At 64.3% G+C, this 23,588-nt stretch carries 23 protein-coding genes and 2 pseudogenes; 14 read left to right on the top strand and 11 right to left on the bottom strand.

Going from position 1 to position 23,588, the window contains the following annotated elements:
* Window positions 1-104: pseudogene (locus tag CH268_RS12540) on the top strand (IS481 family transposase); the annotation flags it as partial.
* 7 nt (window positions 105-111) lie between these two features.
* On the top strand, window positions 112-327 hold the full coding sequence (locus CH268_RS28440) for a DUF4839 domain-containing protein (RefSeq protein WP_369597510.1): 216 nt from the start codon (window positions 112-114) through the stop codon (window positions 325-327).
* A gap of 213 nt (window positions 328-540) precedes the next feature.
* On the opposite strand, the gene CH268_RS12535 is transcribed toward CH268_RS28440, so the two are convergent.
* The 4 genes and pseudogenes from CH268_RS12535 to CH268_RS12525 form a co-directional block, all read right to left on the bottom strand.
* Window positions 541-1,446: a DUF4393 domain-containing protein gene (locus CH268_RS12535; protein WP_094664337.1), complete on the bottom strand. Its 906-nt coding sequence runs from the start codon at window positions 1,444-1,446 to the stop codon at window positions 541-543.
* A 108-nt stretch (window positions 1,447-1,554) separates the two neighbouring features.
* Entirely contained in the window at window positions 1,555-2,490 is a 936-nt protein-coding gene (locus CH268_RS12530) for a hypothetical protein (protein ID WP_255182370.1), read from the bottom strand.
* A gap of 33 nt (window positions 2,491-2,523) precedes the next feature.
* Window positions 2,524-2,625: pseudogene (locus tag CH268_RS28435) on the bottom strand (DUF2510 domain-containing protein); the annotation flags it as partial.
* A 410-nt stretch (window positions 2,626-3,035) separates the two neighbouring features.
* Window positions 3,036-4,337: an MFS transporter gene (locus tag CH268_RS12525; protein WP_027494645.1), complete on the bottom strand. Its 1,302-nt coding sequence runs from the start codon at window positions 4,335-4,337 to the stop codon at window positions 3,036-3,038.
* Between the two features lie 283 nt (window positions 4,338-4,620).
* Between CH268_RS12525 and CH268_RS12520 the strand changes: the two genes are divergently transcribed.
* A complete protein-coding gene (locus CH268_RS12520; RefSeq protein WP_094664333.1) occupies window positions 4,621-6,027 on the top strand; it encodes an FAD-binding oxidoreductase in 1,407 nt (468 codons plus the stop codon).
* Here CH268_RS12520 and CH268_RS12515 read toward each other — a convergent pair.
* From CH268_RS12515 to CH268_RS12495, 5 genes are all read right to left on the bottom strand, one after another.
* A complete protein-coding gene (locus tag CH268_RS12515; protein WP_094664331.1) occupies window positions 6,011-7,123 on the bottom strand; it encodes a PucR family transcriptional regulator in 1,113 nt (370 codons plus the stop codon). The two genes, CH268_RS12520 and CH268_RS12515, sit on opposite strands and share 17 nt — an antisense overlap.
* Window positions 7,124-7,153: 30 nt before the next feature.
* Window positions 7,154-7,522: a hydroxyphenylacetyl-CoA thioesterase PaaI gene (gene paaI / locus CH268_RS12510; RefSeq protein ID WP_045841663.1), complete on the bottom strand. Its 369-nt coding sequence runs from the start codon at window positions 7,520-7,522 to the stop codon at window positions 7,154-7,156.
* A 23-nt stretch (window positions 7,523-7,545) separates the two neighbouring features.
* Window positions 7,546-7,863, bottom strand: a complete 318-nt coding sequence (locus CH268_RS12505; protein ID WP_094664329.1) for an EthD family reductase — start codon at window positions 7,861-7,863, stop codon at window positions 7,546-7,548.
* Entirely contained in the window at window positions 7,860-9,887 is a 2,028-nt protein-coding gene (paaZ, locus tag CH268_RS12500) for a phenylacetic acid degradation bifunctional protein PaaZ (RefSeq protein WP_094664327.1), read from the bottom strand. The genes CH268_RS12505 and paaZ overlap by 4 nt, the downstream gene beginning before the upstream one ends.
* A gap of 76 nt (window positions 9,888-9,963) precedes the next feature.
* Window positions 9,964-10,575 carry a TetR/AcrR family transcriptional regulator gene (locus tag CH268_RS12495; protein ID WP_027494651.1) on the bottom strand — a complete coding sequence of 204 codons (612 nt, stop codon included), beginning with the start codon at window positions 10,573-10,575 and terminating at the stop codon, window positions 9,964-9,966.
* Between the two features lie 110 nt (window positions 10,576-10,685).
* Here CH268_RS12495 and CH268_RS12490 point away from each other — a divergent pair, with 110 nt between their 5' ends.
* The 11 genes from CH268_RS12490 (at window position 10,686) to CH268_RS12440 (ending at window position 20,503) form a co-directional block, all read left to right on the top strand.
* A complete protein-coding gene (locus CH268_RS12490) occupies window positions 10,686-11,885 on the top strand; it encodes a thiolase family protein (protein ID WP_094664325.1) in 1,200 nt (399 codons plus the stop codon).
* Window positions 11,882-12,604: an enoyl-CoA hydratase/isomerase family protein gene (locus CH268_RS12485; protein ID WP_094664323.1), complete on the top strand. Its 723-nt coding sequence runs from the start codon at window positions 11,882-11,884 to the stop codon at window positions 12,602-12,604. Before CH268_RS12490 ends, CH268_RS12485 begins: the two co-directional genes overlap by 4 nt.
* The gene (locus CH268_RS12480; RefSeq protein WP_094664321.1) at window positions 12,601-13,452 is read left to right on the top strand and encodes a 3-hydroxyacyl-CoA dehydrogenase family protein; all 852 of its coding nucleotides are present in this window, start codon (window positions 12,601-12,603) and stop codon (window positions 13,450-13,452) included. The genes CH268_RS12485 and CH268_RS12480 overlap by 4 nt, the downstream gene beginning before the upstream one ends.
* Entirely contained in the window at window positions 13,449-14,219 is a 771-nt protein-coding gene (locus CH268_RS12475) for an enoyl-CoA hydratase/isomerase family protein (RefSeq protein WP_094664319.1), read from the top strand. The genes CH268_RS12480 and CH268_RS12475 overlap by 4 nt, the downstream gene beginning before the upstream one ends.
* Window positions 14,220-14,405: 186 nt before the next feature.
* Window positions 14,406-15,353: a 1,2-phenylacetyl-CoA epoxidase subunit PaaA gene (gene paaA, locus CH268_RS12470; RefSeq protein ID WP_027494656.1), complete on the top strand. Its 948-nt coding sequence runs from the start codon at window positions 14,406-14,408 to the stop codon at window positions 15,351-15,353.
* Complete coding sequence (gene paaB, locus CH268_RS12465) at window positions 15,350-15,727, top strand: 1,2-phenylacetyl-CoA epoxidase subunit PaaB (RefSeq protein ID WP_032373518.1); 378 nt, start codon at window positions 15,350-15,352, stop codon at window positions 15,725-15,727. Before paaA ends, paaB begins: the two co-directional genes overlap by 4 nt.
* 28 nt (window positions 15,728-15,755) lie before the next feature.
* Window positions 15,756-16,673, top strand: coding sequence for a 1,2-phenylacetyl-CoA epoxidase subunit PaaC (paaC, locus tag CH268_RS12460; protein ID WP_094664317.1), 918 nt, complete (start codon window positions 15,756-15,758; stop codon window positions 16,671-16,673).
* 41 nt (window positions 16,674-16,714) lie between these two features.
* A complete protein-coding gene (gene paaD / locus CH268_RS12455) occupies window positions 16,715-17,176 on the top strand; it encodes a 1,2-phenylacetyl-CoA epoxidase subunit PaaD (RefSeq protein WP_052055184.1) in 462 nt (153 codons plus the stop codon).
* Window positions 17,176-18,270, top strand: coding sequence for a 1,2-phenylacetyl-CoA epoxidase subunit PaaE (gene paaE / locus CH268_RS12450; protein WP_094664315.1), 1,095 nt, complete (start codon window positions 17,176-17,178; stop codon window positions 18,268-18,270). The genes paaD and paaE overlap by 1 nt, the downstream gene beginning before the upstream one ends.
* A gap of 18 nt (window positions 18,271-18,288) precedes the next feature.
* On the top strand, window positions 18,289-19,596 hold the full coding sequence (paaK, locus tag CH268_RS12445) for a phenylacetate--CoA ligase PaaK (RefSeq protein ID WP_032388035.1): 1,308 nt from the start codon (window positions 18,289-18,291) through the stop codon (window positions 19,594-19,596).
* Between the two features lies 1 nt (window position 19,597).
* Window positions 19,598-20,503, top strand: a complete 906-nt coding sequence (locus CH268_RS12440; RefSeq protein ID WP_032388036.1) for a helix-turn-helix domain-containing protein — start codon at window positions 19,598-19,600, stop codon at window positions 20,501-20,503.
* A gap of 30 nt (window positions 20,504-20,533) precedes the next feature.
* Here the strand turns inward: CH268_RS12440 and CH268_RS12435 are convergent, their stop codons facing one another.
* Together CH268_RS12435 and styD are read right to left on the bottom strand one after the other, a co-directional pair.
* Complete coding sequence (locus CH268_RS12435; RefSeq protein WP_094664313.1) at window positions 20,534-22,063, bottom strand: GMC family oxidoreductase; 1,530 nt, start codon at window positions 22,061-22,063, stop codon at window positions 20,534-20,536.
* A gap of 40 nt (window positions 22,064-22,103) precedes the next feature.
* On the bottom strand, window positions 22,104-23,588 hold the full coding sequence (styD, locus tag CH268_RS12430; RefSeq protein ID WP_094664372.1) for a phenylacetaldehyde dehydrogenase StyD: 1,485 nt from the start codon (window positions 23,586-23,588) through the stop codon (window positions 22,104-22,106).

The following is a 23,588-nucleotide window of genomic DNA, read 5'->3' as shown; positions in this document are numbered from 1 at the left end:
ACTGGATCCATCACTACAATCACCACCGACCCCATACCGGCATCGGCGGCAAGTCACCCATCGAGCGACTGACCGTCCACAACGTCCCCGGGAAGAACAACTAGGTATCTCATCCTGATCGGGGCGGGCGACTTCAGTGAAACGTCCGCGCCCGGACCCGCTTTCCAGTTCCGGGATGTGAACACTACCGATGACCTTCGGTGGGTCGGCTCGGTGCCGGACACGATCGGCGTCGGGGCGAATCTGAGCGTCACAGCGGAGGTCAACCGCTACGAGGAGCGATCGTGCCTGTTTCTCCTTGAGCCGGTTGCTACATCCGTTCGCTAGCTTCAGTGCGATGACGCCGGTATGGCTTGGCAGTCACAGCGCCGAGCTGGCGTCCAGCATGGTCAGCAGCTAGAAACAGCCAGCGGCATTATCTCGCTGCGACAGGCGCTGCGCACCCGAAGATCGTCGTCGAGAAAGACGGCGTCTAAATCGCGTTGGATCTCGACGCGTTTGCATGATGCGGAGCCTGAGGGAAAGAGAGCGCCGTCGGAGCTACTCGATATCAGCTTCCTGCGCTGCGGGGGCCGGCTCGCGTGTACCCGACGCGATCACCACCTCGTGAAACCTGCGCCCAAAGTTTGTCACTTGCAGAACGCCTTCTTGAACTTCAACGCGAGTAAAGTCCTCTGTGTCGTATTGGTCGCGTGAGTCGACCACAATCGGTGTCGTCTCGGCCCATGCGTACCGCGCCTTGTCGGTCAGAGTGGTGGTGTAACTGACGCTTACCAGGCCCAGTCGAATCCAGTTGTCGACATACATCGCGTTCACTGGGACGTGCACTTGATGTCCCTCGGACATCCAATTCAGTAAGTGCGTCGCCAAAGTGTTGTACCCCTCGGAGCTCGGGTCCTCCGCACGCGCCAGCTTGAGGTGCACCTCAATGATTGCGTGAAGATGGATAGTGAGTATGTCTGTGAGAGCTTTTGCCTCCTCAGTGTTCAGTTGCCGAATCACCTCGGCGAATGACGGGTGGGCAGTGTCTCGGACTCGGGCATCCGACGCGGTCGCCAGCAGGTTCAAGTACATCTCTTTGAGCTCTGGTTCTTCCACGGTGTAAGAGATGCCCTGGATAGCCGGTCCCGCGATCGACGTTCTCGGAGTGACCACCTGGTCCTCCGGTACGTCGGCCATTCTTGCCGCCATCTCGTCATTGAAGTGATCGTTGAAGTAATCCTTCTGGATACCCACGAGCCGTCCGAGTGGCTGCCAGATCTTCAATCTGATTTGTTGCTTGACCGCCATACGCTTTGCGAGCGAACGTGCTGCGGGATCGAGATAGCCAGACTCTTGGGCAGCCTTGAGCAACAGGTCTTTCTCTTTCGAGTCCTCCTCCGTTGCTTTAGCGACAGACTTCGATACCGCCGCGCTGGCCGCAGCTGCGCTTACTGGATCGACCATGCGTATCTCCTGACTGGATTCAAGACTGTAATGTTGATTCGATGCTTGCGATTCTGGAGTGTTGTCCGATCCGGACGTGCCTTCGGCAGTAGGCACATCGTGCGGGTACTAGTTCCCTCCGTTTGCGTTGCGGTTGATGACGCTGATTTGGACGCAGTCGGAGACTGCTACGCCGAACTCATCTCCTGCACTGATGTCGAGAGCTCGTCTGCCATCCGGGAACGATGTTCGCCGGCGAGCGTCACCCGACAGGGAGTAGATGACCCCGTCGCTCTGCGCCCACACGTCCGAACTCGACAGTCGTGTCCCGGCACTGTCCATGATGTTGGCCCCGATATATGCCACATCGCGTTGGCCGTAGACCAGAAACGCGTCCTCGAGATGTTGGTCCGCTTCGAGGAATGCGGCATCGATCGATGCGATGACGGAGGGCGAAGGGGTGTTGCACGAACTAGGTTGGGGACGTTGTGCGGCGGGTGGGTTTGTCGGTGCCGCGGAGGACGCTGGCGGGGGTGACGACGTCGTTGTCGCATAGGGCGATTCGATCTGGCTTGCGGTCGTCACCTCGGAGATGATCCTTCTGTCGGATCTGGTCCCGGTGCACACGATGGAGTAGCGCTCGGGTGCACCGCTGGATCCATAGAACAGGTCGGAGGTGCCTACAGTTCGGTAGGTGTCACCGTCGACTGTCGTTGCGTAGCCAGCGATCCCCACCGGTTGAATCGCGGTACTGAAGCGAACCCCGAGAGCGTCCACGCACGCAGCTTCCGCTGCGTCGATCTGCTCGGGGGAGCCGGCCGCCACTGTGGGTGTCGGTGAAGGCGAGACAGCCTCCGATCGGCCATCGTCCTTGGTGCCGACGGTGCCGACGACAGCCGCGACAACAGCGACCGCCGAGAGGACAGCGATGAGCGTCTTTCTGTTGACGTGCCAGGGCTGCCGCGATGCCGCCCGGTCTTCGGCGACCACGGTCCCGTTCGTCGGGCTGTTCGATGCTCCGTCCGGGCTCGGCGAAATGATTTCCTCGGCAGCGTTGTGTGTCACGGCACCTGCCGTGGCCGGCGAGGTAGGTCGAGAAGGTTGGGACGTCGCCGAAGTCCATCGCTGTCCGTCCCACCACCGTAGGTAGTCGTTGCCCTCCGGGTCTCGGTGCCAGCCAGGTGGGGGCGGAGTTGTCATCGACAATGCATACCAGACGGTTCCGTCCATGGCCGTTCGGTCGCGGTCGAGGTTGCCTCCAACTGTGGATCGGACGTGGTCCTCATGTGTGGATGTCCGAGAGTTTCCAGGCCGCTCCGCTTGATATCCAGGCACCCACAAATCGGGCCCGAAATCCACAAAACGGGGACAACCGCCGTCCGCGCACCTGTGGTGCGAGCCCCGCTCAAGCGTCTCGGTTTCACCGCATGACCAAGTTGTCCCCGTCCCCCGTTAACTGATCGACAGGCTCGATCAACTTCTCGGTCGGTTGTTAGCCGTCTATGCCGTGTCCGATGTCGTCCAACACACCGAATCCGTCGCGGTCGGTCCTGCATACATATGACGAAGCCCCGAAACCACTGCGGTTTCGGGGCTTCGTCGTGAAGGCGTCAGACGTTCAGATCCTCGTCTCGTCGGTTCTTGATGCGCGAGGTCGCGATGAACGAGATCGCCGCCAGGATCATCAGGTAGATCGAGATCGACATCGAGGTACCGGTTCCCTTGAACAGTGCCTCGGAGATCGTCGGGACGAAGGCCCCACCGAGCACGGTGCCGATGGCGTAGCCGATGGATGCACCACTGAATCGGACTGCTGCGGGGAACATTTCGGCGTACAGTGCCGGCTGTGGTCCGTAGGCGAGGCCGAGTCCGACGGCGAAGAGTCCGAGGGCCACGTAGATCCACTGCAGCTCACCGGTATCGACGAGCAGGAAGAACGGGATGGCACACAACACCATCGATGCGTTGCCCAGGTTCATGATGGCGGTCCGGGAGTAGCGGTCGGACAAATACGCACCGAGCAGGGTGAACACACCCCACACGAGAGCCGCGAACAGACTGGCCACCAACACGTCCACACGGGCGAGCCCGTGCTCCCTCGTCGAGTAAGCGACGATGAAGCCACCGACGATGATGTAACCGTTGCCGTTGTTGCCGACGAACGACAGCGCGGCCAGCATGACCTGCTTCTTGTTGGTACGCCACAGTGCACGAACGGGAGTGTGGTTGCGCTCCTTGCGTTCTGCGAGCTCCTTGAACACCGGAGTCTCTTCGACGCGGCGTCGGATGTAGAAGCCGACCAGGATCAGCACGAAGCTGATGAGGAACGGGATACGCCAGCCCCAGGCCTCGAACTGCTCTTCGCTGAGCAAACCGGTGCACAGTGCCAACGTTCCCACCGCAATGAGCATGCCGAGAGGAACACCCATCTGGGTTGCCGCACCGTAGATTCCACGCTTGCCCTTCGGCGCGTGCTCGACGGCCATCAATGCCGCGCCGCCCCATTCGCCGCCGGTCGAGAATCCCTGCAGGATGCGCAACACGATCAGGATGATCGGAGCCCAGATGCCGATGGTCGCGTAGGTGGGCAGCAGTCCCATTCCGACGGTGGCCGCGCCCATGAGGGTGAGGGTCGCGATGAGGACCTTCTTGCGACCGATCTTGTCGCCGAAGTACCCCGCGACGATGGCCCCGAGAGGACGGAACACGAAGCTGATACCGATGGTCACGTAGGCGACCAGCTGTCCGGACGAGCCCATGGGCGCGAAGAACAGCTGAGCGAAGATCAACGACGCGGCCTGCGCGTAGATGAAGAAGTCGTACCACTCGACGGTGGTTCCGACCATGCTGGCCATCGCGGCGCGGCGATGCTCACGCGACACCCCGGTGGGCGTCTCGACCTGTGTTGTCATCGACGATCTCGTTTCGTTCGGGCTCCGGCGCTCGTGAGAGCGAGCGACAGTTCGGAGTGACGTGGGGTATGAACAGCGGCGGATTCAGGTAACCGACGAACCGGATAAAACTCACCGTCCATTCGGTCGGTAATTACTGTGACCGGCGCCACCGTAGTTTGTCAAGGTGGTCGCGTGCATAACAAGGCCCTGCCCACACTTCGTCGGAAACTACCGATCGAGACCTCGTGCTTCGTCCGAAACGACGCAGACATCGACAGCGCCGCCCGACATACTCGAATCCATGGCTGCTCCGACTACCCTCGTTCTCCATTCGCCAGTCATCGACGAACTGATGCGCGCCCTCGGCGCCGACGCGGTGGTGACCGACCCGGACATTCTGCAGAGCTTCCGGCACGACGCCGCCGCTCTGTGCGAATCCGCGCTACCCCTGGCGGCAGTGCTACCGAGCACCGAATCGGACGTGCAGGCGATCATGAAAATCGCATCGGCACATCGCATTCCCGTGGTGCCGCAGGGCGCATTGACCGGCCTGGCGGGAGCCGCGAACGCCAGCGTCGGAGCCATTGCCCTCAACACCCGGCGGATGAACAAGATCGTCGAGTTGGACGTCGTCAACCGCACCGCCGTCGTGCAACCCGGTGTCACGAACAAAGAGCTGAAAGATGCTGCCCTGCAGCAAGGATTGACGTACCTCCCCGACCCGTCCAGCTGGGAGGCGTCGACCATCGGCGGCAACATCGCCACCAACGCCGGCGGTCTGTGCTGCGTGAAATACGGCGTCACAGCACGGTTCGTCCGTGGTCTGCGCGTCGTACTCGCCGACGGGCGCGCCACGTTCGTCGGTCGACGCACTGTCAAAGGCGTGGCCGGGCTTTCCCTGGCCGAACTGTTCGTCGGATCCGAAGGCACACTCGGAATCATCACCGAAGCAACCGTAGGACTCGACTTTCCGGCTGCCACTCCGCTGACCATGGCCGCGACCTTCCCGTCGACTGTCGCGGCCGGTGAAGCGGTGACGCAGATCCGGGCCGCCGGTATCACTCCGAGCCTGTTCGAGTTGCTGGACCGCACCACCATCGCCGCGATCGACGCGTACGCCCGGATGGACTTCGGCACCGACGCCGCGGCCGTGCTGATCGCTCAGTCCGATATCGGCGCGGGCTCTGTGCAGGAGCTCGAAGCCATCGCCGCACTGTGCACCGCAGCCGGGGCAACCGATGTGGCCGTTGCCGAGGACGAGGTCGAATCGGAACAGCTCGTACAGGCCCGTCGTCTGGCGTACCCGGCACTCGAGCGTCTCGGCTCACCGTTGGTCGACGATGTGTCCGTTCCTATTTCGCAGCTCGCCGCAATGATCGACGAGGTCGGACGCATCGCCGAGCGCATCGGCATCGTCATCGGCGTCGTCGGCCATGCAGGGGACGGCAACATCCATCCGACGGTCATCGTCGACCCGATGGACCCGTCATCGTTGGTCAAGGCACACCGCGCGTTCGACGAGATCGCGGCATTCGCCCTCTCGCTGGGCGGGACCATTACCGGTGAGCACGGCGTCGGCCTGCTCAAACGCGATCTTCTCGAGACCGAACTCGATTCTGTTGCAGCGGAACTGCAGCGCGGCATCAAGGAGTTGCTCGACCCGCATTACCTGCTCAACCCAGGGAAGGTCCTCACCGCCCGGTCGTGAGCCGCAGCGACATCCACACCAGTAAACGGGTGTCCACGTCGTCGAGATCGAGACCGAACAACTCCTTGGTACGCCGAAGTCGGTAGCGAAAGGTATTGGGGTGCAGGTACAGCGACGCAGACGCGGCAGCGACGTTGGACTCGTGTGCCAACAACGCCAGCACCGTCGCGGCGTATTCCGTACCTTCCGAGGCATCGCAGGACAGCATCCGTTCGACGGCAGGCAACGCGAGCGACACCTCCGACAGCGCCTCCCCCGCTCTCCGAAGAGTGACCGATACGCGATTCTGCTCGAATGTCGTTGTCTGTGCGCCCGTTTCGATCGCGTCGAGTACCCAGTGAGCATGCTTTAGCGCTATCGCTGGACGGGCGTCCGGGCCACCGATCGCGAAGCTCACCGCAGCACCGAAGGCCGTCTCTGCGCGTCGTCGAACCTCCTCTGCCTCCGCAGCGAATGCGCGTTCGTCGTCGGACTCCACCACCAGCAGGACGATGTTCCCGTCGACGATGCATCCGGAGTCGCCCGCGTTGCCGAACGTGAGCTGCAGCAGACCAGCGAGCTGCACCAACATTTTCTGCGCTCGCGGCGACTCCACTTCTGCGGCCAGAACGGCGTAGCGCTTTCCCTGCGTAGTGACGACCTCGGGATCGGTCAGTAACGCACGCACCCTGGGATTGTCGGCATCGGCCGGATGATGTCGGGCCGACAACAACGGCACTGCAGCTGCGGCCGCACGCGTCAATGCAGCCACTGCCGCAGGGGCCGGCGGACGGATGCCGGCACCGGACGCAATGCACCAGATGGAGCCGAGGTACTCACCGTCGACCGAAACCGCTACTGCCAGACGGGGTAGCGCACCGGCCACATCGACGAGGTGCACGGTCGAGCTGCGCCGGAAGTCCGGATCGATGTGATGCACCATGTATCGAGCCGGGACCTGCTTGCCCAGAATGCCGTCGCGTCGCACGTCGTCGATCGGCTGCCCCGGCACCGACGAATACGCCACCACATAGCCCTGCGGATCCATCACCGACACAGCACCACCCACCGCAGTGGCGGTGGCGTCTGCCAGCGCCGACAGGTCTGCAGTGGTCACCGACTCACAGTACTTCCACGCGCCGGATCGCTAGCGCGCTATCGTGCGACTGTCGCCTCGGAATTCGGCGATCAGCTCGTCTCGGCACGTCACCGACACGTCGTAGATACCGTTGCGGCCGAACCTCGCACGCTCGACGGCGTCGGCGACGAGGACGTCACCGACCTTCGTCGGACGGAGGTACCGGATGTCGCATCGGGCAGCGACGGCCGAGTCCTCGTGCGAGTTGCAGGCCATAGCGAACGTCGTATCTGCAAGCAGGAAGACGTATCCGCCGTGCGTGATGGCGTAACCGTTGACCATGTCCTCGGTCACGACCATCGACATTCTCGCGTGACCGGGTGACAGCTCGATCAGTTCGATACCGAGCTTGCGGGACGCGGCATCGACCTCGAACATCTCCCGCGCAATAGGCGAATCGCTCACGGCTGCGACACCGAACGCTCGTTCTGGGTGAACATCGTGACGCCACCGGTCGCGAAGTTCCGCAGATCCTTGCCTGCCGCTGTCATCTCGGGCGAAGCCAACCCTGCCTTCAGCGATGCCTCGTCCGCGAAGTACAGACTTGCGATTGCGTAGTAGGGCGGCGGGGACTCGTCGAGCGAGTCGAGCGTGCCCCAGGTGAAGTCGACCAGGCCGGGAACTGCGCGAGCGAGGGGCACGTGCACCTCGGTGTAGTGCCGATCGAAGGCGGCAGGGTCCTCGGGTATTCCGTAACAGACGGCTACTCGCACGCTCATGACGCGGCCTCGGGCTTCGCAACCAGAGTGAGTACGTCGTAGGTGGCGACGGGGTCACCGTCCTGGTTGACGACCACTGCGTCCCACCGCACCTCGCCGTAATCGGCACTTTGGCGCGGTGTGATGAGCTTGGCCGTCAACGTGACCGTCAGCGAATCCTCGGCCTTGACCGGCGTCAGGAAGCGCAGGCTGTCGACGCCGAAGTTCGCCAGGACGGGGCCCGGTGCCGGGTCGACGAACAGCCCTGCGGCCAGCGAGACCACCAGGTAGCCGTGCGCCACGATGCCGCCGAACAACGGATTTGCCGCTGCCGCTTCGGGATCGGTGTGCGCGTAGAACGTGTCGCCGGTGAATTCGGCGAAGTGATCGATGTCGGCGCGGGTGACCTGTCGTGGGCCACCGACGATGGTATCGCCCAGTCGCAGTTCGCCGAGGTTCTTGCGGAACGGGTGAACGTCGCCGGTCGTCTGCTTCGCTCCGGTGACCCACTTGTTGCCGATGGCCGTCAGCACGTCCGGGGTTCCCTGGATTGCGGTGCGCTGCATGTGGTGCAGGACGCCGCGGATACCGCCGAGTTCTTCACCACCGCCTGCGCGGCCGGGTCCGCCGTGCACCAGTACCGGTAGCGGCGAACCGTGACCGGTCGATTCCTTGGCGTCCTCGGAATTCAGGACCAGGATGCGCCCGTGATACGGAGCGGTGCCCAGGACGATCTCGCGCGCGATGGCCGAATCTTTGGTCACCAGAGATGCGACCAGAGAGCCCTTTCCGCGGGCGACGAGGTCGAGCAGGTCCGCGGTGCTGTCGTAACCGATGACGGTGGAGACGGGCCCGAATGCCTCGATCTCGTGCGGTTCGGGTGCGCTCTTGTCGCCGGCCTTCAACAGGACCGGCGCCATGAAGGCACCAGGCCGTGAATCCACGGTCTCGGGATCACCGAAGACGACGGACGCCGACTTGATCAGTCCACGAATGGATTTGAGGACCTCGTCGCGCTGGTCGATGCTGGCGAGTGCACCCATGGTGACGCCGTCGTCCTGCGGGTCACCGACGACGACCTTGTCCAGCTTGGCCTTGAGCGCCTCGATGACGGGTTCGACCGAGTCCTGCGGTACCAGCACGCGGCGGATGGCCGTGCACTTCTGGCCGGCTTTGGATGTCATCTCGGTGAAGACACCTTTGACGAACAGATCGAACTCCGGATCACTTTGTGTCACATCGGAACCCAGGATGGACCCGTTGAGAGAATCGGCTTCCGCCGTGAAATGGAGTCCCTCGCCGACGACGTTGGGGTGTGAGCGCAGGGTCGCAGCGGTATCGGCCGATCCGGTGAAGGCCACCGAGTCCTGGCCGCCGAGGTGGTCGAGGACACCGCGGGCACTGCCGCACAGCAACTGAACCGACCCCTCGGGCAGCAACCCCGACTCGATGATCCGACGGAAGACAAGCTCGGTCAGGTACGCAGTTTGACTGGCGGGCTTGACGATCGAGGGCACGCCCGCGATGAACGCGGGTGCCAGCTTTTCGAGGAAGCCCCAGACGGGGAAGTTGTACGCGTTGATCTGCACGGCGACGCCGCGCCGGGAGGTGTAGATGTGCTGACCGAGGAAGGTGCCCTTCTTGCCGAGCTGCTCGATGGCGCCGTCGAGGTAGACCGTCTCGTTGGGGAGTTCACGTCGAGCCTTGCTCGCGTAGCTCAGCACGGTGCCGAAACCGCCGTCGATGTCGACGCCGGAATCGCGGGTGGTGGCTCCGGTGTGCCGGGAGAGTTGGTAGAACTCCTCTTTGCCGGCCAGCAGCGTCAGGCCCAGTTGCTTGAGCAGGGCTGCACGCTCGTGGAACGTCAGGGCTGCGAGCGCGGGCCCTCCGACGGTCCGGGCGTAGTCGACCATGCCTGCGACGTCGAGACCGCTGGACGACACCCGAGCGATCTCACTGCCGTCGACGGCGCTCAGCAGCGGCGTTCCCTCGTCGGTCGCGGAATACCACGTGCCCTGGGCATAGCTTTCCAGAAGTCTGCTCACAACGCCTCCATCTCACCGTACGTTCGGTCGGTAATTACCATCGCCGCCCAACGCCGAGAAGTCAAGACTTGCGTTGCTACGTGCGGCGCAGGCCGTCGAAGGTCAGGGCCACGACGGCGTCGGCCAATTCCTCGACGGATCCGCCGGTGCGCGGGCGGTACCACTCGATGAGCGAGTTGACCGTGCCGAAGACGAGCTTGGACGCCAGAGCCGGGTCGACACCGGGACGCAGGTCGCCCTCCTCGGCGGCGGCGACGACGAGCCCGGTGACGAACGTGTCGAATTCGCGCCTGCGCGCGAGAGCGCGCCGCTCGACGTCGGTGTTGCCCCGCACCCGCAGCAGCAGCGTCACATAGGGCAGTTCCGCGCACAGGATGTCGACGCTGCGACGCACCAGGTATTCGAGCCGGTCGATGTACCGCCCGGTGGTCGCCCGATCCTCGGTCGTCACGGCGAACAGCGCATTGAGAGCCCGCGACAGCGCGAGTTCGAGCAACTCGGACTTGCCCGATACGTGGTGGTAGATCGACGACTTGGTGATACCGAGCCGCTTCGCCAGAATCTCCATGCTGGTGCCGTCGTACCCACGGTCGTTGAAGACCTTGACCGCCACGGCCAAGAGGGAATCCAGGTCGTATCCCGGCCGCCCTGGCTGTCCGGTCTTGCGCGGCGCGCGTGCGGTTGTCATTGCCACATCTTCGCAGTCGGCGGACGATTCCACAGCACCACGGGCAGCAGACCTTGCCAAACGACCGAATGTTCGGTTATTAATGACGCAACCGACGAAGGAGTTTCGAAGTGGGCGAAGTATTTCTCGTGGCCGGCGCACGTACCCCGCACGGGCGCTACGGCGGTGCCCTGGCCTCGGTGCGCCCCGACGATCTCGCCGGGCTGGTCGTGGCCGAAGCGGTCCGCAGAGCGGGCGTACCCGTCGATCGAATCGACGAGGTGATTCTGGGTGCGGCCAACCAGGCAGGCGAGGACAATCGCGATGTGGCCAGAATGGTGGTTCTGCTCGCAGGTCTGCCCCAGTCGGTGCCGGGATATACCGTCAATCGCCTGTGCGCGAGCGGACTGACCGCAGTGGCCAACGCCGCGAGCACCATTCGCAGCGGTGAGGCCGACATCATCGTCGCCGGTGGCGTCGAGTCCATGACGCGCGCGCCATGGGTCATGGCCAAGCCCGGGACGGCGTGGGCCAAGCCCGGCGAGATCTTCGATACCTCCCTCGGCTGGCGATTCACCAACCCGACCTTCGCAGCGCACGACGCGGGTACCGACCCCAAGATCACCCTGTCGATGGGCGAGACCGCCGAAGAGGTCGCGCTCAGCGAGGGCATCACCCGTGAAGAGTCCGACGCCTTCGCCTTCCGCAGTCAGCAGCGTGCCGTCGCCGCCCAGGATGCCGGGCGCTTCGCCGACGAGATCGTGCCCGTCAGCACCAAGAACGGCGAGGTCACCGAGGACGAGACGCCGCGGCGCGGAACCACGTTGGACAAGCTCGGCACCCTGAAGACCGTGTTCCGAAAGGGCGGAATCGTCACCGCCGGCACGTCGTCACCGTTCACCGATGGGGCATCGGCATTGGTGGTGGCCTCGGAAGAAGCCGTGCGCACGTACGGCCTCGAGGTTCGCGGCCGCATCGTCACCAGCGCGAGCGCCGGCATCGCGCCCCACATCATGGGACTCGGGCCGGTCCCGTCCACGCAGAAGGCGCTCACTCGCGCGGGATGGTCGATCGACGACCTCGGTGCCGTCGAACTCAACGAGGCCTTCGCGGCACAGTCCCTCGGCGTCATCCGCCAGCTGAAGCTCGACGAGAACATCGTCAACGCCGACGGCGGGGCCATCGCCCTCGGCCACCCTCTCGGCTCGTCGGGTGCTCGAATTCTGTTGACGCTGTTGGGCCGGATGGAACGCGAAAAGGCCTCCCGTGGGCTCGCGACACTGTGCGTCGGCGTCGGGCAAGGCGTGTCGATGCTGATCGAGGCACCGTGAACACACTCATCGTGGAGGAGTCGACGGACCGCGTTGTCGTCACCCTGAATCGCGAGAAGCAGCGCAATGCAATCGATTCCGACATGATCGGCGAGTTGCACGAGGTGTGCGCGCTCGTGGAGCAGGATCCCAGGATCGTGATCCTGACCGGAGCAGGCGAGCATTTTGCCGGCGGTGCCGACATCAACCAGTTGCGGGCCCGCACCCGCGACGACGCACTGCGCGGCATCAACCGAAACCTGTTCGACCGCATCGCCGCACTCCCCCTGCCGACGATCGCAGCCGTCCGCGGATACGCACTCGGCGGCGGAGCCGAACTGTCCTACGCCTGCGACATCCGCATCGCGTCGCCGACTGCCGTGTTCGGTAATCCCGAACCGGGACTGGGCATCATGGCTGCCGCCGGAGCCAGCTACCGGCTGCCGACGCTGGTGGGCGTGTCCGTCGCGAAGCAGGTGCTTCTCGGTGGCCGGACACTCGACGCAGAGGTGGCACTTCGGTGCGGCCTGGTGCTCGAGGTAGTCGACGAGCCGTTGGCTGCAGCGCATTCACTCGCGGATCGCATTGCCAAGCAAGCACCACTGGCACTGAAACTCACCAAGAAGATCCTCGATGCGCCCGGTTCGCACCCGTGGGCCGACGACATCGCGCAGGCTGTTCTGTTCGAGACCGAAGACAAACAACGCCGCATGACGGCATTTCTGGAGAAGAAGAAATGACAGTTCCTGTGAAAGTAGCTGTTGTCGGCGGAGGCCGCATGGGTGCAGGTATCGCCCAGGTGTTCGCGTCCCTCGGCTCGACCGTCGTCATCGCCGAAGCGGCCGACCAACAAGCCGCCCTCGGCCGAGTCTCGACCGGGCTGGACCGGGCGCACGAGCGCGGCAAGCTCAGCGAGGACCCCGCTGCGATTCTCGCCCGGGTCTCCACCGTCGCCGGCCCCGCGGATCTTCCTGCCGACCTGGACCTGGTGGTCGAAGCGGTTCCCGAGATCCCGTCGCTCAAGGTCGAGGTACTGGCTCTCGTCGACAAGATCGCCGGGCCCGACACGGTCATCGCGTCGAACACGAGCTCGATCTCCATCGCGGAACTCGGCGCGGCACTGAGTGATCCGAGCCGCTTTCTCGGGATGCACTTCTTCAACCCGGTTCCGGCGTCGACTCTCGTCGAGATCGTGCGCGCTCCGGCGACCTCTGCGGACGTGGTCGAGCGAGTACAGCAGTGGGTGTCGCTGCTCGGCAAAACCGAGGTGCTCGTCAACGACTCCCCCGGTTTCGCGACCTCGCGACTCGGCGTCTGCCTCGGGCTCGAGGCCATCCGGATGCTGGAGGAAGGCGTCGCCGACGCCGAATCGATCGACCGCGCCATGGAACTCGGCTACAAGCATCCGATGGGTCCGTTGCGGTCGACCGACCTCGTCGGGTTGGACGTTCGGCTCGCTATCGCAGAACACCTGGCGTCGACCCTCGGCGACAGGTTCACTCCCCCGCAGTTGTTGCGAGACATGGTTGCTCGCGGCGACATCGGACGCAAGTCCGGTCGCGGCTTTCACGATTGGACGAACGCATGACGGTACGGTTCGACGTCACCGACGGCCTGGCGACCATCACCCTCGCGCGCTCCGAGGCACACAACGCCCTCGACGTCATGACGAAAGTCGGCCTGATGTCTGCAGTGCAGAACGCCGCCGCACCCAGTGTGCGCGCGGTGCTCATCACCGCGGAGGGCAAGAACTTCTGCGTCGGCCAGGACCTCGGCGAGCACGTCACCGCGCTCGAGGCCGACCCGGCCACGGCGATGGATACCGTCGGCGAGCATTACAACCCGGTCATCCGAGGGCTCGCAGCGCTCGAGGTGCCGATCGTCGTGGCCATCCCCGGCGCGTGTGTCGGTGCGGGTCTCGGGATCGCACTCGCCGGAGACATCCGAGTGGCCGGTACCAAGTCGTCGTTCGCGACGGCGTTCACCGGCATCGGATTGGCCAGCGACTCGGGGTTGAGCTACACGCTGGTCGACGCACTGGGCGCGAGCCGGGCCGCGGGTCTGATGCTGCTCGGCGACAAGGTCACCGCCGCGCAGGCTCTCGACTGGGGTCTGGTGCATCGCGTTGTTGACGATGCCGACGTTCTCGAGACCGCGCGCACGCTGGCCACAACGCTCGCTGCGGGACCCACCCTGGCGTACAAGCAGGTCAAATCACTGATCGCGCGGTCCGGACTGTCCGACGCCCTGGACCGCGAGGCGCAGGCGCAGACCGCTCTGGGACAGACCGCCGACCACAAGGCCGCCGTCGATGCTTTCCTGGCGAAGAAGAGAACCTCCTTCGTCGGCATGTGAGCGGGAGTGGAGCCTGCGGAACGACCCATGTGAGCGGGAGTGGAGCCTGCGGAACGACCCATGTGAACAGAAACTCGACCCCTGCTACGAACTTTCACGCACGTGCGGCGAAGCCGCTCTTGTGCCCGGGGTCACTTCGATGCATACTGGTTACCAACCGATCATTCGGTAATGAAAGTAGGACTTATGACCACGTCAAACACCCTGTCCACCGAGACGCTGCAGGACGGGTTCGACGAGACCATTGCCCACGAGCAGCGCGTCGAGCCCCGCGACTGGATGCCGGACGGCTACCGCAAGTCGCTCATCCGCCAGATCGCCCAGCACGCGCACTCCGAGATCATCGGCATGCAGCCGGAGGGCAACTGGCTCACCCGCGCACCGTCGTTGCGCCGCAAGGCGATCCTGATGGCCAAGGTGCAGGACGAAGCCGGTCACGGCCTCTACCTCTACTCTGCTGCCGAAACCCTCGGAGCGGACCGCGCCGACCTGACGGTCAAGCTCATCGAGGGCAAGCAGAAGTACTCCTCGATCTTCAACTACCCCACCCTGACGTACGCAGACGTGGGCACCATCGGCTGGCTCGTCGACGGCGCAGCGATCTGCAACCAGGTTCCCCTGTGCCGCAGCAGCTTCGGGCCCTACGCGCGCGCGATGATCCGCGTCTGCAAAGAAGAGTCCTTCCACCAGCGTCAGGGCTACGAGCTGCTGGCCACGATGATGCGCGGCACCGACGAACAGCGTGCCATGGTCCAGGAATCCGTCAACCGATGGTGGTGGCCGGCACTGATGATGTTCGGCCCGCCGGACGACGAGTCCCCCAACACCGAGCAGTCCATGAAGTGGGGCATCAAGCGTCACACCAACGACGAACTGCGCCAACGCTTCGTCGACATGTCGATCCCGCAGGCGAAGGCACTCGGAGTCACGTTCCCCGACCCGGACCTGAAGTGGAACGAGGAGCGCAAGTCACACGATTTCGGTGAGCCCGACTGGTCCGAGTTCATGCAGGTGATCAAGGGCAACGGTGCCTCCAACGTCGAGCGCATCGCGAACCGTCGAGCAGCTCACGACGGCGGAGCCTGGGTCCGTGAGGCCGCAACCGCATTCGCCGAAAGGAACGCAGCATCATGACACGCCCTGAAGAGGCCCAGTTCACCGCCGAGGGCGGCCACGGAGCAGTGCCCACCGAGGGTGTTCCGGTCGAGCCGAAAAGGGAAGCGGTCAAGGCCGATTGGCCGTTGTACGAGGTTTTCCTCCGCGGCAAGCGCGGCCTGAACCACGTGCATGTCGGATCGCTCCACGCTGCCGACGACCACATGGCCCTGCGGCATGCTCGCGACGTCTACACCCGCCGCAACGAAGGCGTCAGCATCTGGGTGGTTCCGTCCAACTCGATCGTCGCGTCGTCGCCGTCGGAGAAGGATCCGTTCTTCGCACCGAGTGGCGACAAGGTGTACCGCCACCCGACGTTCTACGAGATCCCCGACAACGTTCCCCACATGTGAGACCCATACTCCCAGAGGACAAGCACTCATGACCGATCACGACAGCGCCTACGAGGGCCTCGTCGACGAGGACTCGCACGGGCAGTGGGCATTCGGGACGAGTTTCGACGACCCACTCGCCGGCGTCGATACCACCGTTCCCGACGACGTTGACCTGAACTCGCTTGCCGCATACTGCCTCATGCTCGGTGACGATGCGCTGATCAGCTCGCAGCGCCTCGCCGAGTGGAGCACTCGCGCACCGGAACTGGAAGAAGAGGTGGCGCTGGCGAACGTCGGCCTCGATCTCCTCGGCCAGGCCCGGCTACTACTGGCCCGCGCCGCGAAAGCCGATCCGACGGTGGTGCCGTTCATCTCGGACACTTCACCCGCACCCGCCGAGGATGCGCTGGCGTTCTTTCGCGACGAGGCCGACTTCCGCAACGTCAGACTCACCGAGCTCGACAACGGCGACTTCGCGAAGTCGCTGGTTCGGCTGCTGGTGTTCTCGACGTGGCGGCTCGCCGTCTTCACTCGCCTGCAGGAATCCCGTGATCCCGTTCTTGCCGCAGTTGCGAACAAGGGCGTCAAAGAGCTGACGTACCACCGCGATTACGCGGCACGCTGGGTCGTCACCCTGGGCTGCGGCACGGACGAATCGAAGCGACGCGTCCGCGACGCCGTGGCCCGGATCTGGCCGTACGTCTCGGAACTGTTCATTCCGACGGACGAGGAGATCGCACTCGCGAAAGTCGGTGTCGCCGTCGATCCCCGTGACGTCCGCGAGGAGTTCGATTCGGTTCTCGCACAGGTCCTTCACGCCGCAGAACTCGAAGCGCCCGAGGACAAGTCCGTGGGCACCATCGGCGGCCGCGGTGGTCGTCGCGGCATCCACACCGAGGCCTTCGGCCCGTTGATCGCCGAGATGCAGGTCGTGGCGAGGGCCCATCCGGAGGGAGTCTGGTGACCACTCTTCAGCGAACGGCACGCGAGATCGCTGCGACCGTCATGGATCCGGAGATGCCGCTGCTCACCCTCGACGACCTCGGCGTCCTGCGCGACGTCGAGGTACGCGAGAACGGCAGCGTGCTTGTCACGATCACTCCGACGTACTCCGGCTGCCCCGCCATGGCGACCATGCGGGACGACATCGCCCACAAGCTTCAGGACCACGGCTACGCGGATGTCGAGATCGTCACCAGCCTGACGCCGGCATGGAGTACCGACTGGATCTCCGAGGAGGGCCTGCGCAAGCTTCGCGAGACCGGCTACTCCACTCCGGGTCCGGCCCCGGAACGTACATCCGGCCCGGTGCCGCTGACCTTGACCGTCAAACCCCGTCAGCTCACCTGCCCGCAGTGCAGCTCGCGCAACACCCGGCTCACGTCCGAGTTCGGCGCCACCCTCTGCAAAGCCCAGTACCGGTGCGACGACTGCCTCGAGCCCTTCGACCACGTGAAGGAAATCTGATGACCGTCACCGCCGAGCCAGTGCAGAAGAATCTGCGGAACAAGCCTTTTCATACGCTGACCGTCGCCGACGTGAAATCCCTCTGCGACGACGCCGTTGCTGTCACGTTCGACGTCCCGGAAGAATTGCGCGAAGAGTTCGACTTTCGACCGGGCCAGTCACTGATGCTCAGCCGCACCGTCGACGGCGTCGAGCACCGCCGCTCCTACTCCATCTGTGCCCCGGTGGGTGCGCGTCCCCGCGTCGGTGTCCGTGAGGTGTCCGACGGTCTGTTCTCCTCCTGGCTCGTTCACGACGTCAAAGCAGGCGACCGAATCGACGTGCAGGGCCCGAGCGGCACCTTCCACGCTGATCCGGCCCAGGCCGGCAGGCACGTGCTCATCGCCGCCGGTTCCGGTATCACCCCGATGTTGTCGATTGCGGCATCCGTTCTGGCGAATCCCGACTCCGAAGTGGTTCTGCTGTACGGCAATCGCCGGACGCGAACGGTGATGTTCGCCGAGGAGATCGCCGATCTGAAGGATCAGTACGGCAGTCGATTCGACGTCATTCACGTGCTCTCTCGCGAGCCGCGGGAAGTCGAGTTGTTCAGCGGCAGGCTCGATGCCGACCGGTTACGCGAGATACTCGACACCGTCGTCGCAACCCCGGACATCGACCACTTCTGGTTGTGCGGTCCGTTCGGGATGGTCAACGACGCGCAGGACGTTCTGAAGGAACTCGGCGTCGCGAAGAGCAGCATTCACCACGAACTGTTCTACGTCGACGACGTACCGCCGCCGCAGGAGCAGCACCGCGAGCCCGGTATCACCGGACCCAGCAGTGAGGTCACGATCATCCTCGATGGCCGCGAGGTGAAAGGCGCTCTGCCGCAGAACGAGTCGATACTCGATTCGGCCGAGCAGCTGCGATCGGACCTCCCCTTCGCATGCAAGGGCGGAGTGTGCGGCACCTGCCGCGCGAAGGTGACCTTCGGAGAGGTCGACATGCGTCGTAACTATGCATTGGAAGACAACGAGGTCGATGCCGGCTTCGTGCTCACCTGCCAAACCTTCCCACTCAGCGACACCGTCACCGTCGACTTCGACGCCTGAGACCACGAGAGACCGATCATGACCAGTGTGCTGTCCGCCCCCACCGATACCCCCGACATCGAGTTCGCCTCTCGGGACCGCATTTCCACGCTGCAGTTGGAGCGCCTGCGATGGTCGCTGCAGCACGCGTACGACAACGTTCCGCACTACACGAAAGCATTCGACGACGCCGGGGTGCATCCGACCGATCTGAAAGACCTGTCGGATCTGGCGAAGTTTCCGTTCACCGCCAAGAAGGACCTGCGGGAGAACTACCCCTTCGGGATGTTCGCGGTTCCGCAGGACAAGGTCTCCCGCATCCATGCGTCCTCGGGCACCACGGGTAGGCCGACAGTGGTGGGGTACACCGCGAACGACATCAGCAACTGGGCCGACCTCATCGCGCGCAGCCTCCGCGCCGGTGGCGTCAAGCCGTCGGACAAGGTGCACGTCGCCTACGGCTACGGCCTCTTCACCGGCGGACTCGGCGCGCACTACGGCGCAGAACGACTGGGTTGCACCGTTATTCCGATGTCGGGCGGTATGACCGATCGTCAGATCCAGCTCATCGAGGACTTCGAGCCCGACGCCATCATGGTCACGCCGTCCTACATGCTCACGATTGTCGACGCGATGGTCAAGAAGGGCATCGATCCGGCGAAGACCTCGCTGAAAACCGGTGTCTTCGGCGCGGAGCCCTGGACCGAGGAGATGCGCAAGGAGATCGAGAAGACTCTCGACATGGACGCCGTCGACATCTACGGCCTGTCCGAGGTCATGGGACCGGGCGTCGCGATGGAATGCGTCGAAACCAAGGACGGACTTCACATCTGGGAGGATCATTTCTACCCGGAGGTCATCGACCCGGTGACCGGCGAGGTTCTGCCCGACGGCGAGGAGGGTGAATTGGTGTTCACGTCCCTGTCCAAGGAAGCGATGCCGATCATCCGCTACCGCACGCGCGATCTGACGCGACTGCTACCGGGCACGGCTCGCACGATGCGTCGGATGCAGAAGGTCACCGGCCGCACCGACGACATGATCATTCTGCGCGGAGTTAATCTTTTCCCGACGCAGATCGAGGAGCTGATTTTGACTGTTCCCGTTCTGGCACCGCAGTTCCAGTGCGTGCTCGAGCGTGCCGGACGCATGGACTCACTGACCGTCCTCGTCGAAGCCCGACCCGATGCCTCGCTCGACACGCATCCGATTGCCGCAGCAACACTGAAGAAGCTGGTCAAAGACCGGATCGGCGTCAGCGTCGCGGTCGACGTCGTCGCACCGGCGGCCCTCGAGCGTTCCATCGGTAAAGCCCGCCGTCTGATCGACAACCGTCCGACCGTATGACATGAGCCCGGTGGCACAGGATTTCGAGCAATGGCGCGAGAACGTCTCGACGGCGTTCGTGCCGCTCGACGCTGTGTCCACCGGGCCGTCGTCGTTCCAGGGCACGCTGGTGTCGTCGACGCTCGGGGCGCTGCAACTGAGCGAGGTGACCGGCCGGGAGGTCGACGTCAGGCGCACACGCGCGACCATCCGGCGGTCCGACCCCGGATTGATCAAGGTGGGTCTGCAACTGACGGGGTGCGGCACGATCGTCCAGAACGAGCGCGAGGCCGTGCTCCATCCTGGCGACTTCGCGGTCTACGACACCAGTGCCCCTTACGATCTGCACTTCGCCGGGGACTTCGAGATGTTCGTGGTGATGTTTCCACGCGACGCGCTCCGCATCGATTCCCGTGACTTGACGACCGTTGCCGCGCGTCGCATCGAGGGCGATCACGGCGTCGGTGCGCTGGTGTCGCCGTTCCTGTTCAATTTGCGTCGCAACGCCGCCGACGGCACATTGCCGACGACACCGATGCTCGAGAACGCCGTCCTCGATTTGCTCTGCGCCGCTCTCGACGACGCTGCTCCCCACGACGCGCCGGGATCCACACTCCTGATCGAGGCGAAGAGTCTCGTCGAATCTCAGTTGTCCGATCCGACTCTGTCCACGGCGACTCTCGCTGCGCATCTGCATATTTCGACGCGCTACTTGCAGAAGCTCTTCGAGCAGGACGGTCGCACGGTGGCCGGCTGGATCAGATCCAGGCGTCTGGAGAGGTGCCACCGCGACCTGCGTGACCCTCGTTTCGCCGCAGACAGTATCGGAACCGTCTGTGCACGTCACGGTTTGATCGATTCCTCGAACTTCTCGAAGCTGTTCAAGGAGACGTACGGCATGTCTCCGCGGGAGTATCGCGCCGGGTGAGAGCGCACGCCGCCCTCACCCGACCACGAACTACTTTCCGAGGATCAGATCCGAGGCCCGCTCACCGACCATGATGGACGGCGCGTTGGTGTTGCCCGACGGCACCGTGGGCATGATCGACGCGTCCGCCACCCGCAATCCATCGACCCCGCGGACCCGAAGGTCCGCTCCGACAACGGCATCGGAGTCCGACTCGGCTCCCATCTTGCAGGTGCCGACCTGGTGGTGGTACGTACCGGCAGTCTGTCGGACATACGCCCGCAGGTCGTCACGGGTGCGGGCGCTCGGTCCCGGAACCACCTCCGCCTTACGCCACGGCGCGAAGGCATCGGAGGCACCGATCTCCCGGCAGATCTCCACCGCGTCGACCATCGCCTCGAGGTCGTACGGATCGGCCAGGATGTTCGGATCCGCCAGCGGCAGTTCATTAGGATCCGAGGACGCCAGTCGCAGCTTGCCACGCGAGCGCGGAGCCACGATTCCCGGAGCGATCGTGTAACCGTTCTCGGGCACCGGGTATCCGTCGGCGGGGTAGGGGATGTGCATGAACAGGGGCTGCAGATCGGGTGCAGCACCGGCCCATCCGGTACTGCGGGCGTACAGCTGCGCTTCGAGCAGGTTGTTCGTACCGGCTGCGAGCGGCTCGAAGGACTCGTAGATGTTGCTCAGCAGCAGGTGATCGTGCAGGTTTTCGCCCACCCCCGGCAGGTCGACGACGGTGTCGATTCCCAGTTCGGCCAAATGTGTGGACGGTCCGATTCCACTGAGCAGCAGGGTCTTCGGAGAGCCGAGGGCTCCGCCGCACAGGATGACCTCGTGATCGGCGAACGCTCGCTCCAGCTCGCCATCTCCGCGGCTGTATTCGATGCCCACCGCTCGGCCGTTCTCGAGCACCACGCGATGAACGAGCGCACCGGTGGTCACCGTCAAGTCGGGATTGTCGAGCACCGGGCCGACGAAGCTCTTCCAGGCGCTCATCCGCTCACCGTCGCGCGTGGTGGTGTGGTTGTAGCCGGCACCGACCATCTCGTCGGCGTTGAAGTCGTCGATGAGCTTGTGCCCGTGCTCGACGGCCGCGTCGACGAAGGCTGCCGCCAGCGGATGCGGGGTACCCATGATGGACACCGGCAGTGGCCCGTCACCGCCGTGGAACTCGTTGGCACCGAGCTCGTGCGACTCCGAACGCTTGAACAGCGGCAGCACGTTCTCCCACGACCATCCGGCGTCACCGCTGGCCGATGCCCACCCGTCGTAATCGCTGGAATGCCCACGTACGTAGATCATTCCGTTGAGGGACGAGCTGCCACCGAGGACGCGTCCGCGTGGCCAGAAGATTCGCCGATCGTTGGCGTGCTTCTGCGGAGTGGTGAACAGTCCCCAGTCCTGCGGTCCGCCCAACAGCGTCGGCCAGCCCTGCGGTGAGTGGATCGCCGGATCGGTGTCCACGGGACCGGCCTCGATGACGTGAACGGTGTGGCCTGCGTCGAGGAGCCTTCTGGCTATGACGCTTCCTGCTGATCCTGCTCCGACGACGACGTAGTCGGTCGATTTCTTCGGCATGTCAGTCCTTGCTGTTTCGTTGCTGCACGAGGGAGTCGGGCTACAGAACTACGGTGACGACCTTCTCTTCGGTGTTGGCCTCGATACCGGCCCACCCGAGTTCCCGGCCCGTGCCACTGGACTTCATGCCGCCCCAGGGGAGAGCGGGATCGATTGCAGCCCAGCCGTTCACCCACACCGCGCCGGAACGGACCTGCCCGGCCAGTATGTGCGCCCTCGACACGTCGCGGGTCCAGATCGAAGCGGCCAAGCCGTACACGGTGTCGTTGGCAATGGAGATCGCCTCGTCGGCCGTATCGAACGGAATCACCGTTCCGACGGGTCCGAAAATCTCCTCCTGGGCGATCTTCATGTCGTTGTCGGCGTCGGCGAAGATCGTCGGCTCGACGAAATAGCCGGCGTTGTCGGGACGTCCACCGCCGGCCGCCACTCGCGCTCCGCCGTCGCGTCCGGCCTGGATGTACCCGAGGACGCTGTCGCGCTGCTTCGCGTTGACGAGTGCGCCCATCGTCGTCGACGGATCGAAGGGATCTCCCAGGACCTGAGCCGATGCGGCGGCGGCCAAACCGTCGACCACCTGCGAGTACAGCGAGCGGTGCACCAGCACTCGCGTCCCCGCGGCACACACCTGGCCCTGATTGAAGAACAGTCCCATCGCGGTTCCGTTGATCGCCGCCTCCAGGTCCGCATCCTCGAGGATGATCTGCGGGGACTTGCCGCCGAGCTCGAGCGTCGTCCGCTTGAATGTGTCGGCTGCCTTCTTGGCGATGATTCTGCCGACCCGAGGGCTGCCGGTGAAGCTGATCTTGTCGACGTCGGGATGGCCGACCAAGGCATCGCCCGTCACTTCGCCCAGTCCTGGAACAACATTGACCACTCCGGCAGGTACGCCTGCCTCGTCGATCAGTCGAGCCAGATGCAGGATGGACAGTGGCGCGTCCTCCGGCGGCTTGACGACGACGGTGTTCCCCGCGGCCAGAGCGGGAGCAAGCTTCCATGCCGCAATCATCAGCGGGGTATTCCAGGGAACGATCATGCCGATGACGCCGACGGGTTCGCGAACGGTGTACGAGTGCGTCGGCTGCCCGAAGTAGCCCGCGGTAGGGATGAAGCTCCCGTTGATCTTGTCGGCCCAGCCCGCGAAGTGCCGGAAAGTGGCTGCGGCATTGGGGATGTCGAGCATCGCGGGCTGACCCACCGGCTTGCCGACGTCGAGAGCTTCGAGCCGAGCGAGCACGTCACCGTCCCGCTCGATCAGATCGGCCACCCGATTGAGCAGCTGGCCCCGGACTGCTCCGGGGGTAGCACCCCACTCACCACCGAGCTGGGCACGGGCCGCACACACCGCTGCATCGACGTCCGACGCCGTGGCTGCGGCAATCTCGGCCAACGGCTGTTCGGTGGTCGGGTTCAAGTTGGTGAAGGTGCCTCCGTCGGATGCACCGTGCCACTGCCCCGCGATGTAGAGCTCGGTGGCGGTGCCGGTCGGCAGCGACGGTGCGGCCGATTCCTGTACTGCGGTCAT

This window comes from Rhodococcus sp. 06-1460-1B (assembly GCF_002258475.1).
Taxonomy (GTDB): Bacteria; Actinomycetota; Actinomycetes; order Mycobacteriales; family Mycobacteriaceae; genus Rhodococcoides; species Rhodococcoides fascians.
This window is presented reverse-complemented; position numbering and strand designations above follow the sequence as displayed.

Excerpts from the sequence above, each read along its gene's own strand:
- paaA (WP_027494656.1), top strand. The coding sequence starts at position 14,406 with ATGACCACGTCAAACACCCTGTCCACCGAGACGCTGCAGGACGGGTTC.
- CH268_RS12535 (WP_094664337.1), bottom strand. The coding sequence starts at position 1,446 with ATGGTCGATCCAGTAAGCGCAGCTGCGGCCAGCGCGGCGGTATCGAAG.
- CH268_RS12475 (WP_094664319.1), top strand. The coding sequence starts at position 13,449 with ATGACGGTACGGTTCGACGTCACCGACGGCCTGGCGACCATCACCCTC.
- paaK (WP_032388035.1), top strand. The coding sequence starts at position 18,289 with ATGACCAGTGTGCTGTCCGCCCCCACCGATACCCCCGACATCGAGTTC.
- CH268_RS12505 (WP_094664329.1), bottom strand. The coding sequence starts at position 7,863 with ATGAGCGTGCGAGTAGCCGTCTGTTACGGAATACCCGAGGACCCTGCC.
- CH268_RS12520 (WP_094664333.1), top strand. The coding sequence starts at position 4,621 with ATGGCTGCTCCGACTACCCTCGTTCTCCATTCGCCAGTCATCGACGAA.
- paaB (WP_032373518.1), top strand. The coding sequence starts at position 15,350 with ATGACACGCCCTGAAGAGGCCCAGTTCACCGCCGAGGGCGGCCACGGA.
- CH268_RS12525 (WP_027494645.1), bottom strand. The coding sequence starts at position 4,337 with ATGACAACACAGGTCGAGACGCCCACCGGGGTGTCGCGTGAGCATCGC.
- paaD (WP_052055184.1), top strand. The coding sequence starts at position 16,715 with ATGGATCCGGAGATGCCGCTGCTCACCCTCGACGACCTCGGCGTCCTG.
- CH268_RS12440 (WP_032388036.1), top strand. The coding sequence starts at position 19,598 with ATGAGCCCGGTGGCACAGGATTTCGAGCAATGGCGCGAGAACGTCTCG.
- paaE (WP_094664315.1), top strand. The coding sequence starts at position 17,176 with ATGACCGTCACCGCCGAGCCAGTGCAGAAGAATCTGCGGAACAAGCCT.
- styD (WP_094664372.1), bottom strand. The coding sequence starts at position 23,588 with ATGACCGCAGTACAGGAATCGGCCGCACCGTCGCTGCCGACCGGCACC.
- CH268_RS12480 (WP_094664321.1), top strand. The coding sequence starts at position 12,601 with ATGACAGTTCCTGTGAAAGTAGCTGTTGTCGGCGGAGGCCGCATGGGT.
- paaI (WP_045841663.1), bottom strand. The coding sequence starts at position 7,522 with ATGTTCGAGGTCGATGCCGCGTCCCGCAAGCTCGGTATCGAACTGATC.
- CH268_RS12435 (WP_094664313.1), bottom strand. The coding sequence starts at position 22,063 with ATGCCGAAGAAATCGACCGACTACGTCGTCGTCGGAGCAGGATCAGCA.
- paaC (WP_094664317.1), top strand. The coding sequence starts at position 15,756 with ATGACCGATCACGACAGCGCCTACGAGGGCCTCGTCGACGAGGACTCG.
- CH268_RS12495 (WP_027494651.1), bottom strand. The coding sequence starts at position 10,575 with ATGACAACCGCACGCGCGCCGCGCAAGACCGGACAGCCAGGGCGGCCG.